This window comes from Bradyrhizobium sp. CB1015, assembly GCF_025200925.1.
In the GTDB taxonomy this organism is placed as follows: Bacteria; Pseudomonadota; Alphaproteobacteria; order Rhizobiales; family Xanthobacteraceae; genus Bradyrhizobium.
Map to the genome: position 1 here is coordinate 2,985,780 of NZ_CP104174.1, position 13,729 is coordinate 2,999,508.

Annotated in this window: 16 protein-coding genes and 1 riboswitch; of the genes, 6 read left to right on the forward strand and 10 right to left on the reverse strand. The window is 65.5% G+C overall.

The annotated features are described in order from the left end of the window. Positions 1-54: 54 nt before the first annotated feature. Positions 55-543 carry an RNA polymerase sigma factor gene (locus N2604_RS13665; RefSeq protein WP_260375144.1) on the reverse strand — a complete coding sequence of 163 codons (489 nt, stop codon included), beginning with the start codon at positions 541-543 and terminating at the stop codon, positions 55-57. A 172-nt stretch (positions 544-715) separates the two neighbouring features. On the opposite strand from N2604_RS13665, the gene fabI reads away from it, so the two are divergent. From fabI to N2604_RS13685, 4 genes are all read left to right on the forward strand, one after another. Then, positions 716-1,525 carry an enoyl-ACP reductase FabI gene (gene fabI, locus N2604_RS13670; protein ID WP_260375145.1) on the forward strand — a complete coding sequence of 270 codons (810 nt, stop codon included), beginning with the start codon at positions 716-718 and terminating at the stop codon, positions 1,523-1,525. Positions 1,526-1,601: 76 nt separating this feature from the next. Further along, a complete protein-coding gene (locus N2604_RS13675) occupies positions 1,602-2,201 on the forward strand; it encodes a histidine phosphatase family protein (RefSeq protein ID WP_260375146.1) in 600 nt (199 codons plus the stop codon). Between the two features lie 165 nt (positions 2,202-2,366). Next, positions 2,367-3,455 (forward strand): chorismate synthase, encoded by a 1,089-nt coding sequence (aroC, locus tag N2604_RS13680; protein WP_260375147.1) that lies wholly within the window; start codon positions 2,367-2,369, stop codon positions 3,453-3,455. A 96-nt stretch (positions 3,456-3,551) separates the two neighbouring features. Continuing rightward, complete coding sequence (locus tag N2604_RS13685) at positions 3,552-4,742, forward strand: adenylate/guanylate cyclase domain-containing protein (RefSeq protein ID WP_260375148.1); 1,191 nt, start codon at positions 3,552-3,554, stop codon at positions 4,740-4,742. 3 nt (positions 4,743-4,745) lie between these two features. Here the strand turns inward: N2604_RS13685 and clpS are convergent, their stop codons facing one another. The 5 genes from clpS to N2604_RS13710 are packed head-to-tail and all read right to left on the reverse strand — an operon-like array spanning position 4,746 to position 7,475. Then, positions 4,746-5,051: an ATP-dependent Clp protease adapter ClpS gene (gene clpS / locus N2604_RS13690; RefSeq protein WP_260375149.1), complete on the reverse strand. Its 306-nt coding sequence runs from the start codon at positions 5,049-5,051 to the stop codon at positions 4,746-4,748. A 42-nt stretch (positions 5,052-5,093) separates the two neighbouring features. Next, positions 5,094-5,435: a DUF190 domain-containing protein gene (locus N2604_RS13695; RefSeq protein ID WP_212367769.1), complete on the reverse strand. Its 342-nt coding sequence runs from the start codon at positions 5,433-5,435 to the stop codon at positions 5,094-5,096. 2 nt (positions 5,436-5,437) lie between these two features. Next, positions 5,438-5,860 carry a fluoride efflux transporter CrcB gene (gene crcB, locus N2604_RS13700; RefSeq protein WP_260375150.1) on the reverse strand — a complete coding sequence of 141 codons (423 nt, stop codon included), beginning with the start codon at positions 5,858-5,860 and terminating at the stop codon, positions 5,438-5,440. Positions 5,861-5,866: 6 nt separating this feature from the next. After that, on the reverse strand, positions 5,867-6,229 hold the full coding sequence (gene crcB, locus N2604_RS13705; RefSeq protein ID WP_260375151.1) for a fluoride efflux transporter CrcB: 363 nt from the start codon (positions 6,227-6,229) through the stop codon (positions 5,867-5,869). A 43-nt stretch (positions 6,230-6,272) separates the two neighbouring features. Continuing rightward, the gene (locus N2604_RS13710) at positions 6,273-7,475 is read right to left on the reverse strand and encodes an MFS transporter (RefSeq protein WP_260375152.1); all 1,203 of its coding nucleotides are present in this window, start codon (positions 7,473-7,475) and stop codon (positions 6,273-6,275) included. Positions 7,476-7,595: 120 nt separating this feature from the next. Further along, positions 7,596-7,672, reverse strand: a riboswitch (Fluoride riboswitch). 296 nt (positions 7,673-7,968) lie between these two features. Here N2604_RS13710 and N2604_RS13715 point away from each other — a divergent pair. Then, on the forward strand, positions 7,969-8,823 hold the full coding sequence (locus N2604_RS13715; RefSeq protein ID WP_260375153.1) for a DUF1194 domain-containing protein: 855 nt from the start codon (positions 7,969-7,971) through the stop codon (positions 8,821-8,823). A gap of 87 nt (positions 8,824-8,910) precedes the next feature. On the opposite strand, the gene N2604_RS13720 is transcribed toward N2604_RS13715, so the two are convergent. Further along, positions 8,911-9,756: a DNA polymerase subunit beta gene (locus N2604_RS13720; RefSeq protein ID WP_260375154.1), complete on the reverse strand. Its 846-nt coding sequence runs from the start codon at positions 9,754-9,756 to the stop codon at positions 8,911-8,913. A 110-nt stretch (positions 9,757-9,866) separates the two neighbouring features. On the opposite strand from N2604_RS13720, the gene N2604_RS13725 reads away from it, so the two are divergent. Beyond that, entirely contained in the window at positions 9,867-10,466 is a 600-nt protein-coding gene (locus N2604_RS13725) for a hypothetical protein (protein ID WP_260375155.1), read from the forward strand. A gap of 97 nt (positions 10,467-10,563) precedes the next feature. On the opposite strand, the gene N2604_RS13730 is transcribed toward N2604_RS13725, so the two are convergent. From N2604_RS13730 to N2604_RS13740, 3 genes are all read right to left on the reverse strand, one after another. Next, positions 10,564-11,643 (reverse strand): Acg family FMN-binding oxidoreductase, encoded by a 1,080-nt coding sequence (locus N2604_RS13730; RefSeq protein WP_260375156.1) that lies wholly within the window; start codon positions 11,641-11,643, stop codon positions 10,564-10,566. Between the two features lie 99 nt (positions 11,644-11,742). Then, positions 11,743-12,990, reverse strand: coding sequence for a class I SAM-dependent RNA methyltransferase (locus N2604_RS13735; RefSeq protein ID WP_260375157.1), 1,248 nt, complete (start codon positions 12,988-12,990; stop codon positions 11,743-11,745). Next, positions 12,983-13,717, reverse strand: coding sequence for a TlyA family RNA methyltransferase (locus N2604_RS13740; protein ID WP_260375158.1), 735 nt, complete (start codon positions 13,715-13,717; stop codon positions 12,983-12,985). Before N2604_RS13740 ends, N2604_RS13735 begins: the two co-directional genes overlap by 8 nt. Positions 13,718-13,729: the final 12 nt, after the last annotated feature.

Below are 13,729 nucleotides of genomic sequence, written 5' to 3' on the forward strand. Positions count from 1 at the left end.
GTCTCTGGCTCTGCGGCCCAAAATATCTTTTGCGAGTTAGCTTCGCGCAGCTCATCATTTCACCCGCCTGAGCGCCGTCCGCTCACCCTCCAGCGAGGCTTTGACGTGGGCTCTTGCGCGTGCCAGGCGCGACATCACGGTGCCGATCGGCACGCCCTGGATGTCGGCAACCTCCCGGTAGCTCATGCCTTCCAGCATCACCAGGAGCAGCACCGAACGCTGCTCCTCGACGAGAGTAGCCAGCGCCCTCTCGATGTCGCGTCCTTCGGCCTCGGTCCCGCTGGCATCCGGGTTGTTCTCCGTCAGCGGCATGAATTGCGGCCGCCTTGCCAGGGAACGGCGCCGGTTCTTGTTGAGGTTGGTCAGGATCGTGTAGAGCCAGCTCCTGACGTCGCCTCCGAGGAACAGCCGCTCCGAACGCAGCGCGCGTACCAACGTGTCCTGGACCAGATCGTCGGCCGCATCCGCATCGCGTGTGAGCGCGCGGGCATACCGGCGCAACGCCGGGATCATGGCTTCCACACTCTGGCGAAACGCATTCATTGCAGTCTTGACGTCCCTGGCGTTCGGCGCGCGCCTATAGCGATCATAACACCCGAGCGGAACGGCTATTCCGGCATTCGAAACAGCGTTAACGCCGCGGATTTGGGCTGTACCGCGGGGGAGGGCTGGTGTACCTCCAGACCTCAACGAGAGTTCGACGGGACGTGCAAAAATGGCGCAGAATTCGGGTCTGATGCAAGGAAAGCGCGGGGTCATCCTCGGCGTCGCCAACAACCGCTCGATCGCCTGGGGCATCGCCAAGGCATGCCACGCCGCGGGTGCCGAGCTCGCCTTCACCTATCAGGGCGATGCACTGAAGAAGCGCGTCGAGCCGCTCGCCGCCGAGATCGGCGGCCTCGTGCTCGGCCATTGCGACGTCACGGATGCCGCGACGATCGATGCCGCCTTCGCGGTGCTGAAGGAAAAGTGGGGCAAGATCGACTTTCTGGTCCATGCGATCGCCTATGGCGAGCAGCTCGACGGCCGCTATGTCGACACCACGCAGGAGAATTTTTCGAAGTCGATGCTGATCTCCTGCTATTCGTTCACGGCGGTGGCGCAGCGGGCCGAGAAGCTGATGACGGATGGCGGCTCGCTGATCACGCTCTCCTATTACGGCGCCGAGAAGTGGATGCCGCATTACAACGTGATGGGCGTGGCCAAGGCGGCGCTGGAAGCGAGCGTGCGCTACCTCGCCGCCGATCTCGGCGAGAAGAACATCCGCGTCAACGCGATCTCGGCAGGTCCCATCAAGACGCTGGCGGCATCCGGCATCGGTGACTTCCGCTATATCCTGAAGTGGAACGAGACCAACGCGCCGATGCGGCGCAACGTCTCCACCGAAGACGTCGGCGGCAGCGCGCTGTATTTCCTCTCCGACCTCTCGCGCGGCGTCACCGGCGAGGTGCACCACGTCGATTCCGGCTACCACGTGCTCGGCATGAAGCGGCCGGATGCGCCTGATATCTCGCTTGGCGGGTAGAGCATGATCCGGAAAAGTGGAAACCGGTTTTCCGACAAGATCATGCTCAAACAAAGAGGACTAGCCACTAGCTAAAATGCCCGGGCCTACGATCTACTATCTTCGCCACGGCGAGACCGAGTGGAATGCGCTCGGCAGGCTTCAGGGCACCAGGGACGTTCTGCTGAACGCGCGCGGCCGCAGCCAGGCCGTGCAGGCCGGGGGCGTGCTGGCCGAACTGTTCAAGCGCGACGGGCGCGACAAGGCCGCGCTGGCTTACGTGTCGAGCCCGCTCGGCCGTGCGCGCCAGACCATGGAGTTCGCGCGCGGCAAGCTCGAATTGCCGCCTGCCGATTACGCGCTCGACGATCGTCTGCGCGAGATCGGCTACGGCACCTGGGAGGGCTTGACGCTGGCTGAGAGCCAGGCGAAGGATCCGGACGTCTATGCGAGGCGCCTCGCCGACAAATGGACCGTGGGACCTGCGGGCGGGGAGACCTACGCCGACGTGCAGGTCCGCGTGCGCGCCTGGTACGACCAACTCTGGACCGACACCGTCGCGGTGGCCCATGGCGGGACCTGCCGGGCCCTGATGGTGTCCCTGGGGCTGGAGACACCCGCCAGCGCCGCCGAGCTCTATATCGAGCAGGGCGCCGTCTACGTGTTCCGCGACGGGCGGCTGGAGAAGTTCAGTTGAGGGCCTGAGTTTTTCGTCATTCCGGGGCGATGCGCAGCATCGAACCCGGAATCTCGAGATTCCGGGTTCGCCCTCCGGGCGCCCCGGAATGACCGAGTGCGTTTGACCCCGGTGTTCCCCCGCGTTACCACCACAAGTCAGAACTGACTTACGAGCCAGAGACGGATGTCCTTCAACACTTTCGGCCACCTGTTCCGCGTCACCACCTTCGGCGAGAGCCATGGGGTGGCGATCGGCTGCGTGGTCGACGGCTGCCCGCCGATGATCCCGCTCACCGAGGCCGACATCCAGCGGGATCTCGACCGCCGCCGTCCAGGCCAGTCGCGCTTCACCACCCAGCGCCAGGAGCCGGACCAGGTGAAGATCCTCTCCGGCGTGATGGCGCATCCGGAGACCGGCGTGCAGGTGACGACGGGCACGCCGATCGGCCTTTTGATCGAGAACACCGACCAGCGCTCGAAGGATTATTCCGAGATCAAGGACAAGTTTCGTCCCGGTCATGCCGACTTCACCTATGAGGCGAAGTACGGCCTGCGCGATTATCGCGGCGGCGGGCGCTCCTCGGCGCGCGAGACCGCGATGCGCGTTGCCGCCGGCGCCATCGCACGGAAAGTGCTGCCGGACGTGAAGGTGCGGGGCGCGCTGGTGCAGATCGGCCCGCACAAGATCGATCGCGACAAGTGGGACTGGGACGAGGTCGCCAGAAATCCGTTCTTCTGTCCCGACAAGGACAAGGCCGCGTTCTTCGAGACCTATCTCGACGGCATCCGCAAGAGCGGCTCCTCGATCGGCGCGGTGATCGAGGTCGTCGCCGAAGGCGTGCCGGCAGGTCTCGGCGCGCCGATCTACGCTAAGCTCGATTCCGATCTGGCGGGCGCGATGATGACCATCAATGCGGTGAAGGGCGTCGAGATCGGCGCCGGCTTCGGCGCGGCAGAACTGACTGGTGAGGAGAATGCCGACGAGATGCGCTCCGGCAATGACGGCACGCGCTTCCTCTCCAACCACGCCGGCGGCGTGCTGGGCGGCATCTCCACCGGACAGCCCGTGGTGGTGCGTTTCGCGGTGAAGCCGACCTCGTCGATCCTGCAGCCGCGTCTCACCGTCGATCGCCAAGGCACCGAGACCGAGATCTTCACCAAGGGCCGCCATGACCCCTGCGTCGGCATCCGTGCCGTTCCCGTCGGCGAGGCCATGATGGCCTGCGTGCTCGCCGATCACTTCCTGCGTGATCGCGGGCAGGTGGGACGTTGACTTCTTCACCTCTCCCAGGGAGAGGTGAACTTGCCGTCGCGGCACTAGCTCTCCGTGCAGCTTGACGACTCCGCAACTTCGTTCGCAAATGCGGCCATGAACAGCTCCGAGCTTCAGCGCATCTGCAACTGGCTGATCGACGGCGCCTGGGCGGCGCAGGAGCCGGCCGTAGGGATTGCCCATTTCTGCGAACGTCTGGTCGCGGCCGGCCTGCCGCTGACGCGTTTCGGCATCTTCATCCGCACGCTGCATCCCGAAGTCTTCGGCCGCAACTTCATCTGGCGGCAGGGGCAGGGGGTTGAAATCGGCAGCGTCGATTTCGAGATCCTGGACACGCCCCAATTCGCCCGCAGCCCGCTCCGCGTCGTGTTCGAGCAGGGGATCGAGGTCCGGGGACGCGCAAGCGATGCAAACAGCAAGCGATTTCCGTTCCTCGAGGACATGCGCGCCGAAGGCGCCACCGACTATATCGCGGTGCCGGTGCCTTTTCTCGACGGCTCCATCCACGCGACGAGCTGGATCACGCAGCAGCCCGGTGGCTTCAGCGACGACGACATCGCGGTGATCCGAACCGTCATCGCGCCGCTGGCGCGCATCAGCGAGATCATCACCATGCGCCGCACCGCCGAGATGCTGCTCGACACCTATGTCGGCAACCGCGCCGGCGCGCGCATCCTCGGCGGCCAGATCCGCCGCGGTCACAACGACACCATGCAGGCTGCGATCTGGCTGTCCGATCTGCGCGGCTTCACCGCGCTGTCGGACCGGCTGCCGCCCGAGACGGTGGTCCAGATCCTCAATCATTATTTCGACTGTCAGGTCGCCGCAATTCGCGATCATGGCGGCGAGGTGTTGAAGTTCATGGGCGACGGCCTGCTCGCCGTGTTTCCGATCGACGAATATGTCGGCGATGCCGCCCATGTCTGCGCGGGCGTGCTGGAGGCGGCGCGTGAATCCCGCGCCAGCGTCGAAGCGCTCGCCGTTCCGGTCGGGGATGCCGTCGAGCGCTTCCGTTTCGGCGTCGCGCTGCACGTCGGCAACATCCTCTACGGCAATATCGGCGGCGGCAACCGGCTGGACTTCACCTGCATCGGCCCAGCGGTCAATCTCGCCGCAAGGCTGGAGAAGATCACGGGACGCCTGGGTCGCACCGTCGTCGCTTCGGAAGGTTTCGCCAATGCCTGCCGTCACGACTGGCACGAGCTCGGCGAATTTCCGATCGCGGGATTTTCCAGGGCGCAGCGCGTGTACGGGCTAGCGGAGGAGACGCAGGCGTTGGTCGGGTGAGCCTTATTCCTCAGGCTCTGTCGTGAACAATAGCGGATAGCCCTTGGCCCGGCCGGCATCGGTGGCGCGCGTGGCCTTGGTCTCGGCGACGTCCTTGGTGAACACGGCGACGACGCAGGCGCCAAGCTTGTGGGCCGTAATCATCACCTTGTAGGCCTGAGCCTCGGTCATGCGGAATTCGGCCTTCAGCACCATCGTGACGAACTCACGCGGCGTGTAGTCGTCGTTGATCAGGATGACCTTGTGCAGCTTCGGTCGCTCGACCTTGGTCTTCGTCCTGGTTTTCGGCTTGGTAACGGCGTCGTTCATTCCGCCTCCTGGACACGGCGGCTTGGGTTCCCTGCCGGGCGATCAGCCTGCGGCCTTCGCACCATATTGCAGGACCTGCACCTTCTCCAAGGTGATCAGCCCGCTCGACATCATGCCGTCCAGGATGGGCAGGAATGCATTGATGTTGTCCTCGCTGTCGACGATCTCGATCAGCAGCGGCAGGTCTTCCGACAGCCGCAGGATCTTCGAGGTGTGCAGCCGGCTGGACTTGCCGAAGCCCATCGGACCGCGCAGCACGGTGGCGCCGGCCAGATGTCGCTCGCGCGCGGTCATCACAATCGCCTCATAGAGCGGCTTGCCGTCATAATGGTCGCTCTCGCCGATGAAGATCCGGAGCGAAACAGCCTGATCGGGGATTTGCATGCTCAGCTCCTTGTCAAGCGATTGTAGCGGCTCGCCATCATATGCCCTGCCCATACCGACACCAGCCAGCAGATCACGGACGCCGCGACATAGGCGAGCGCGGTGTACTTCATGCTGCCGTGGAGCAGGCGGAAGGTCTCCAGGCTGAAGGCCGAGAAGGTGGTGTAGCCGCCGCAGAACCCGGTCATGACGAACTGCCGGTGCTCGGGCCGGGCCAGCATGCGGCCGTCGGGGCCGGTCAGCGTCGCGTAGAAGCCGATGATCAGCGATCCCGTCGCGTTGATGAACAGGGTCGCGAAGGGAAAGCCCGGCCCCGTGTCGAGCGCAAGCCCGACCAGATAACGCGTCAGGCCGCCGACGACGCTGCCGGCGGCGACCCAGGCATAGAGCAGCGCAATGCGCCAACGATCGGCGGGAGAGTTCATCGGCCGCTAGCCTCCCAGACCGTCTGCAAGGAGGAAGCCGCAACTGACAGCGGTGAGGCACAGCCCGACTGAGAGCAAGATATTCCCGAGCGCATGCATCGGCTCGCTGCGCGCGAGCGTCAGCGTTTGCAGGCTGAACGAGGACACCGTGGTGTAGCAGCCGAGAAAACCGGTCACCGCGAACAGCCATGGAGTGGGCGCGGCGAAGGCCGAGCCGGGATGGGTCGCCAGCGCGCCGAACATGCCGATCAGGAAGGCGCCGGTGACGTTGATGGTCATGGTGCCCCACGGAAACGTTTCGCCCAGCCGCCGCGCGATCACACCGGAGACGAAATAGCGCGCGCAGCCCCCGAGGGCGCTGCCGATCATGATCGCAACTGCCCCGCTCAGCACGATGAACCGTCCCCCGTCATCACTTGCTCGCTACCGCAAGACCGTTGCCGACCGCAAGCAATCCCACCACCGAAACCAGCGCGAAGCCGAGCCCGGCAAGAAACGTTCCCGCCGGTCCATAGGCGTCCCACAGCGCACCCGCGATCACGCTCGCAGCCAGCAAGGCAAGCCCGGTGAACAGGTTGAAATAGCCGAAGGCGGTGCCGCGCAAGGCGGGCGGCGCGGCGTCGGCGACAAGGGCGGAGAGCAGCCCCTGCGACAGCCCCATATGCAGCCCCCACAGCACGACGCCGAGCGCGAGGCCAGCCAGATTCGGCAACAGCGCCAGCACGAGGTCGGCGCCGGCGAGGAAGACGAGGCCGAGCGCGAGCAGGCCGGTCCGGTTGATTCGGTCCGAGAGCACGCCGGCCGGATAGGCCGAGAGCGCGTAGACGACATTCATCAGTACCAGCACGGCCGGCACCCACATCACATTGAGGCCGATGTTCTGCGCGCGCAGGATCAGGAAGGCCTCGCTGAAGCGCGCGAGCGTGAACACCACGCCCACGGCGACGACGCGCCAATAGACCGCTCCGAGCTGGCGCATCGCGGCGAGATTGAGCGGATTTTCCGCAGGTTTTCGGCTCGGATCGGGCTCCGGCTCCTTCACCGCGAACGCGATCAACCCAAAGGACAGGAATGCCGGCAGCACCGCCACCCAGAATACGAGGGCGAAATTGTCTGCCGTCCACCACATCAGGCCGATCGCCGCGAGCGGCCCGACGAAGGCGCCGATCGTGTCGAGCGATTGCCGCAGGCCAAAGCTTGCGCCGCGCAGGCCGACGGGGGCGATATCGGCGATCAGCGCATCGCGCGGCGCGCCGCGAATGCCCTTGCCGACGCGATCGATGAAGCGCGCGGCAACCAGCCATCCGACGCTGGGCGCGAGCGGGAACAGCGGCTTGGTGAAGGCGGCCAGCCCATAGCCGAGCGCGGCGAGCAGCTTGCGGCGGCCGAGCCAGTCCGACAGCGCACCGGAGAAGATCTTGGTGATCGAGGCGGTCGCCTCGGCAATGCCCTCGATGAAGCCGACGGTGAGCGTGGAGGCGCCGAGCACGGTGACGAGATAGACCGGCAGCAGCGCGTGGATCATCTCGGAGGAGATGTCCATCAGCATCGAGACGAAGCCGAGCACCCAGATTCCCCTGGGCAGCGTGGTGCGCACGGCCTTCGGTGTCGTCATCGTCACGTCTTCGTCGTCCCCTGGCATTCGCTCGCCGACCTTCGTCATCAGGCAACAAAAAACCCGCCATCGGCGGGTATGTCCATGCTCCCGCCAAAGGCCGAGGCTCAAGATGCCTCTCCTCCAGCAGGAGTCATCAGCCCACGAGGTCATCGACCGCCGGGCGGTTGTCGGGGGACTCCATCCCCATCTGTGCGACCAACCCTAGCATGGAAATCGTGCCGGACAAGTGGGCGGGACCGTGCCTCCACTGGCAGCTGTCATTCCGGGGCGATGCGCAGCATCGAACCCGGAATCTCGAGATTCCGGTCCTCGCTTCGCGAGTCCCGGAATGACGGCTCATGTGATCGCGCCTGTTCCCCCTTGTCATCGCTATGGCCAAACGACGGCAACACGCAGCAGCAATGCACTCGATTGTGAAGCGCGAGCGATCTTCGGCCTTTGCGGCAAGCCGATTGCATGTCACCATCGCGTCATACGACGGGAGACTGCGATGCGTTTGCTGTTCTCGATCGGGGCTGTGCTGGTGGCCGGCATGTTTGCCGGAGGGGGCATCGCGGCACCAGGACCCAAATTCGAATCGTCCAGAAATCAACCGCAGCGGCTTGCGGCCGACAAGGACGCGCAGACCGTCGATGTCGAGCTGATCCTCGCGGTCGACGTGTCCTACTCCATGGACATGGACGAGCTCGCGATCCAGCGCGAGGGCTACGCCCAGGCGATCCAGTCGAAGGAGTTCCTGCAGGCGCTGAAGCTCGGCCCGAACGGCCGTATCGCGGTGACCTATTTCGAGTGGGCCGCCTCCAGCGACCAGAAAATCATCATTCCCTGGCGGCTGGTCGATGGTCCGGAGACGGCGGACGCGGTTGCCGCCGAGATCATGAAGACGCCGATCCGGCGCGCTTCGCGCACCTCGATCTCCGGCGCGATCAACTTCGCGATGCCGCTGTTCGACGAGGATCCCTATCGCGGCCTGCGCCGTGTCATCGACATTTCCGGCGACGGTCCGAACAACAATGGCGGTCCGGTCACGGTGGCGCGCGATGCCGCCCTGGAGAAGGGCATCGTCATCAACGGCCTGCCGATCATGGTCAAGGAGCCGTCCTATTCGACCATGGATATCGACAATCTCGATTTCTACTACGAGGACTGTGTCATCGGGGGGCCGGGCTCCTTCGTCATCACGATCAAGGACCGCGACAAGTTCAAGGAAGCGATCCGCACCAAGCTGCTGATGGAAGTCGCCGGCCGCACGCCGGAGCGCCCGGTGATGCGCGTCGCCGACAAGGAGCCCCGCGTCAATTGCCTCATCGGCGAGAAGATCTGGTCCGATCGCTGGGGACGGTGAGGGGCGGGGTTTTCGGCGGGATCATGCCCGACGGTTGCGGCCGGTGACGAAATATCCGCCGGCGGATTCGTCAGGACGGCATAGCGGTTACGGCGCTGTCCCGTCGGGTTGCGTCAGCGTTTTCAATTGCCAGTCGACCTGCCGCAGCATTGCGCAGGCCTGTGCGAAACCGCCATCAGCGACGAGTTGCCAGATCTGGTCAGACTGCTCCACCAGGTACGGGATCGTCAGCGGCAAGCCCGCTGCCTCCTGTAGCGCCCCCTTCTCGTTGATCAGATAGCGCTCGTTCAGTGCGAACAGGACCTGCGCCACGCAGGCGAGCGACCTGTAGAGACATCCGGCGATGTGGCTCCGCTCGTGACCTGCGGCGGCGAGCTCGGCGTTCTCGATGCTGAACAGGATTTCCCACTGGAAGCGCCGGATCAGGGCGCTGCGCAGAGGCTTCGGATAGGGCAGCGCGATTGACTTGAGCCGGGCGATCACGCCGTTCGGATCGTGCAGGGGCTGACAATACGCGATCTCGCCCATCCAGATCGCCGAGCAGAAGCCGTGCGGATGGCCGGGCTGGTAATCTATGGTGACCACGCCGGCGCCGCAGGATTCCATGACGGACTCGACCGCGTCGGCGTTGCGGTAGAGCAGGTCGATCTTGCGGCCTTCCACCGAAAGCCAGGCGCCGCCGACGATCCATGGGCCCCATTCTCCGACGGGCGTCACCGTCGTGGCGGCGGGATCGTCAGCGATCGTCTTCGCAGCGGCCAGCACCCGTTCGGTGTCCAGCGGAATCGCCGTCTTGAAATAAAGTCCGATATCGTAGTCCGAAGCCGCGTGCGCGCGGCGGCGCGCGCGCGAGCCGCCGAGCACGACAGCTTGAACGCCCGGTACGTCGGCAAGAACACATGTCAGGCGGGCGAGCAATGGATCATGCGGCATGAGGCGCGGTTCCCCGAAAGACCTGCGGCCGCGACGGCGGCGCGGTCACTCCGCTGGCATTGATGATGGTCGGGGAGTATAGTTTCGCAGTATCTTAGACGGTAGCCAGAATGCTCGACCTTGCACGTTCATGCGCTCTTGCAGCTCTCGCCGTGCTCTGCCTCGGCGGAGAGGCGGTCCATGCGCAAGTCGCGCCGCTGCGATATTGGATTCCCGGCGGGCCTTTCGGCTTGGGCGGTGCTGCCGGCCTGAGCTCCGAAACCTTTGGCAACTTTGCGAGCTCCAACTACGGAGAGGCCGATTGGCGTACGAGCGCTGCGAACGGCTTCTTCATCGGCCGCGAACGCGCCGATTTCGGATTGAACGGCTTCAACCAGGCGGGCTCGTTCGGCAATTACAGCGCGCTCTCTTATGACAGCACGCAATTCGGCTATCAGATGAAGACCGCGGGCGGCATGCCCGTCACCTTCTTTGCTGGCTTCGACACGCTGAAATACGGCAACGGCATCGGCAGCTCGCTGGCGCCGCTCACCTCCGGCGCCGCGCCCGGCTATGGCGGGTTTGCGGGTGTCGAATTCAAGCCGACCTCAAATCTCAGCCTGTCGTTCGGCGTCGGCTACACCCAGCAGGATTCGGGCCGCATGGACAGCGACATCAGATCGAACATGCTGCCCGGCGAATCGCCGGCGCTGAGCGGCCTTCGGCGTTAGAGCACGATCCGGAAAAGTGTGTAGCGGTTTTCCGAAAAGATCATGCTCCAACAATAACGTAAAGCGCGATGACGATTTACCCTAATCGCATCGCGCTTTAGGATCGCATCACCAGCTCCGGTGGACGCCGCGGCGATTTCGGCAGGCTTGGGCCGGCTCCGAAACGCATCACGATATCAGGGCGCCGTTCGCCGAGTCCGAGCCAGGTTGCAAATTGCGGCCTCAGCGTCGCAACTTCGACCGGCTGGTTGACGAAGGAATATTTCAGTCCGAGCGCGGTCGCCTGCAAGCCGAAGCGCTGGCAGGCGCGGCCGACCGCGATCCAGTGCGAGGTGTCGCTGCGATCGGCCGCAAGCACGACGACGCCGGCCGAGCTGTCGAGCTCCTCGCGGTATTTCTTGTTTTCTCCGCTCTCGGTGAAGAACAGCTTCAGAAGCGGCCGTGCGATCCACGACGGCAGCGCGGGATTTCCCGAGGCGGGCGCGAACAACCCGTCCATGGTCGCGAGTGCCTCCGCCTCGTTGAAGCGGATCCAGTCCACGAGCTCGCGCATGAAGGCCTTGTCGCGCATTTGCGCCGAATTGCCTTCGAGCACATAGTCGGTAACCTTAGCCATTCCGGCACGCTCGGTGATCAGGATCGCCGCAACGCCGGGTTCGCGGCAGGCGTTCTCGAGCTGGCGCAGGATCTCGGGCGCGGCAGGCTTGCCGGCGAAGGCCGCGCGGGTGCATTGCCTGACGGGAATAGCATCGGCCAGGGCCGATGCGGCAGGAGGGGCCTCGTCGAGCGTGATTACGACACGATCGCCATCGACGACCGGATCGGCACGCCAGCCCAGTGTGGCCGCGGCGAGGATGAGGTTTTCGGCAGCACAGCCGAGACTGACGAAGAGGTGATGATCGTCGGGATCGACCGCCGGACAGCGCCGCGAGACGTCAGGCGCGATCGTGATGACATTGCCGCGGGCGGAGAAAAGCCACGGCTGGGTGTTGTGGCTGTTGGCCGCAAGCGTCGCAAACCGGACGAGCTCGCGATCCCTGGGCGCTGCTTGCAGCGGAGCCCGTGACGCGTTGATGGCCTCGTCATAGGTCACCGCCGCCAGCGCGGCAGAGGGGGCGCCGATCGCCGCCGCAGAGAGCCCCAGCGCGGTCGTGATGAATTGTCGCCGGTTAGCCACGCCTGTCCGCTCCGCTTCGATTGCGCGAGGGCATTCTTAGCGCCGGCCGAGGGCGGAGCGATTGACCAGTATCAAGGCTGCCGGCGACGAGTTTTCAGCCTACCGCACGAACCGCGCCACCAGCTCGACATGCGGCGTGTGGCGGAACTGGTCCACCGGCACCACGGCATCCAGCCGATAGCCGCCGTCGATCAGCAGCCGTGCGTCGCGGGCAAAGGTTGCGGCGTTGCAGGACACGGCGATCACGACCGGCACCTTGCTCGCCGCAAGCTTCAGCGCCTGCGCCTGCGCGCCCTGGCGCGGTGGATCGAACACCACGGCGTCGAAGTCGCGCAGCTCCTGCGGCACCAGGGGACGTCGGAACAGATCGCGCGGCTCGGCCTTGATCGGCTTCAGGCCCGGTGTGCGCGCGGCTTTCGCCAGGGCCGCGACGGCACCCGCGTCGCTGTCATAGGCGGTGACGCGGGCCTTCTGGGCGAGCCTTAGCGCGAACGGGCCGACGCCGCAGAAGAGGTCGAGAACCTCCTTGGCCTTGCCGATGCGCTCGGCGACGAGCGCGGCGAGCGTCTCCTCGCCCGCCACCGTCGCCTGCAGGAACGAGCCCGGCGGCAGCGTCACCTCGGCGCGGCCCATCCTCACCGTCGGTGGCAGCCGTTGCAGCACCAGCTCGCCATGCCGCGTCAGCCGCGCCAGGCGATGCTGCTCGGCGACGCGCGACAGCGCCGTGACCAGCGCCGTCGGCAGCGGGCCGGAGCCGCGCATGTCGACATCGAGGCCGCCTGCGGTCGCGGTGACCTGGATATCCAATGGCTTGGTCACCGGCATTTTGGACGTCAGCGGCTCCGCCAGCGCCCAGGCGGCATCGAGTGCGCCGTCGAGCGCGGGATCGAGGATCGGACAACGATGGATCGGGATGACGTCGTGCGAGCTTGCGGCCGAGAAGCCGACCTTGAGGATATCGTGCGTGCCGAACCGGCCGTGCAGCGTGATGCGCCGGCGCCCGGCACCGTGGGCGTCGACCAGCGGCGCCACCTCGCAATCGACGCCGGCCTGCGCCAGTGTTTCGACCACGATATTGCGCTTCCAGGCGCGATACGGCTCGGTCGCCCAATGCTGGATCGCGCAGCCGCCACACACGCCGAAATGCGGACAGAATGGCTCGACGCGTTCCGGGCTTGCGACCTCCACCGCCAGCAGCTTGCGGCGGTCGGGATGATGGCCTGCGACGTGATCGACCTCGACGGTCTCGCCGCCGAGCGCGTAGGGCACATAGATTGCTTCGCCGGCGTCGAGGCAGACGCCGTCGCCGCGATGGCCGACATGATCGATCGTGATGCGCTCAACCACGGCGCGCGCCCAGGAAGAATTCGATGTTGCCGTCGCCGCCGGTGATCGGCGAGGGGAATATTTCGATCTCGGTGCAGCCGAGCGAAGCGGCGAACGCCGCGATGTCGTCGCAGATCTCCCGGTGCACGGCGGCATCGCGGATGATGCCCTTCTTGTTGTGCTTCCTGTCCGCCTCGAATTGCGGCTTGATCAGCGCCAGCAGGCTCATCGGCGCGGCCGCCAGCGACAGCGCGACCGGCAGCACCGTCTTCAGCGAGATGAAGCTGACGTCGATGACGACGACATCGGGACGCGCCGGCAGGCGCTTGCCTTCATAGCTGCGGATGTCGGTCTCCTCCATCGACACGATCTTGGGATGATCGCGCAGCGAGGGATGCAGCTGGCTGGTGCCGACATCGATCGCGAACACCAGGCTCGCGCCGTTCGCCAGCAGCACCTCGGTAAAGCCGCCGGTGGAGGCGCCGACGTCGAGGCAGACATGGTCCTCGATGTCGATCGGGTATCGCTCCAGCGCGCCGGCAAGCTTGACGCCGCCGCGGGAGACGTAGGGGTGCGCGGGCTCGGCCTGGATCACCGCATCCTCGGCAATCGTCTCCGAGGGTTTGGCGACCTGCTTGTCGTCGGCCCTGACCAGCCCGGCTTCGATGGCCGCGCGGGCCCGCGCCCGGCTCTCGAACAGGCCACGCTCGACCAGCAATACATCCGCACGCTTGCGGGGAGGGGGCATAGGTTCACTCGA

Excerpts from the sequence above, each read along its gene's own strand:
- N2604_RS13665 (WP_260375144.1), bottom strand. The coding sequence starts at position 543 with ATGAATGCGTTTCGCCAGAGTGTGGAAGCCATGATCCCGGCGTTGCGC.
- fabI (WP_260375145.1), top strand. The coding sequence starts at position 716 with ATGGCGCAGAATTCGGGTCTGATGCAAGGAAAGCGCGGGGTCATCCTC.
- N2604_RS13675 (WP_260375146.1), top strand. The coding sequence starts at position 1,602 with ATGCCCGGGCCTACGATCTACTATCTTCGCCACGGCGAGACCGAGTGG.
- aroC (WP_260375147.1), top strand. The coding sequence starts at position 2,367 with ATGTCCTTCAACACTTTCGGCCACCTGTTCCGCGTCACCACCTTCGGC.
- N2604_RS13685 (WP_260375148.1), top strand. The coding sequence starts at position 3,552 with ATGAACAGCTCCGAGCTTCAGCGCATCTGCAACTGGCTGATCGACGGC.
- clpS (WP_260375149.1), bottom strand. The coding sequence starts at position 5,051 with ATGAACGACGCCGTTACCAAGCCGAAAACCAGGACGAAGACCAAGGTC.
- N2604_RS13695 (WP_212367769.1), bottom strand. The coding sequence starts at position 5,435 with ATGCAAATCCCCGATCAGGCTGTTTCGCTCCGGATCTTCATCGGCGAG.
- crcB (WP_260375150.1), bottom strand. The coding sequence starts at position 5,860 with ATGAACTCTCCCGCCGATCGTTGGCGCATTGCGCTGCTCTATGCCTGG.
- crcB (WP_260375151.1), bottom strand. The coding sequence starts at position 6,229 with ATGATCGGCAGCGCCCTCGGGGGCTGCGCGCGCTATTTCGTCTCCGGT.
- N2604_RS13710 (WP_260375152.1), bottom strand. The coding sequence starts at position 7,475 with ATGACGACACCGAAGGCCGTGCGCACCACGCTGCCCAGGGGAATCTGG.
- N2604_RS13715 (WP_260375153.1), top strand. The coding sequence starts at position 7,969 with ATGCGTTTGCTGTTCTCGATCGGGGCTGTGCTGGTGGCCGGCATGTTT.
- N2604_RS13720 (WP_260375154.1), bottom strand. The coding sequence starts at position 9,756 with ATGCCGCATGATCCATTGCTCGCCCGCCTGACATGTGTTCTTGCCGAC.
- N2604_RS13725 (WP_260375155.1), top strand. The coding sequence starts at position 9,867 with ATGCTCGACCTTGCACGTTCATGCGCTCTTGCAGCTCTCGCCGTGCTC.
- N2604_RS13740 (WP_260375158.1), bottom strand. The coding sequence starts at position 13,717 with ATGCCCCCTCCCCGCAAGCGTGCGGATGTATTGCTGGTCGAGCGTGGC.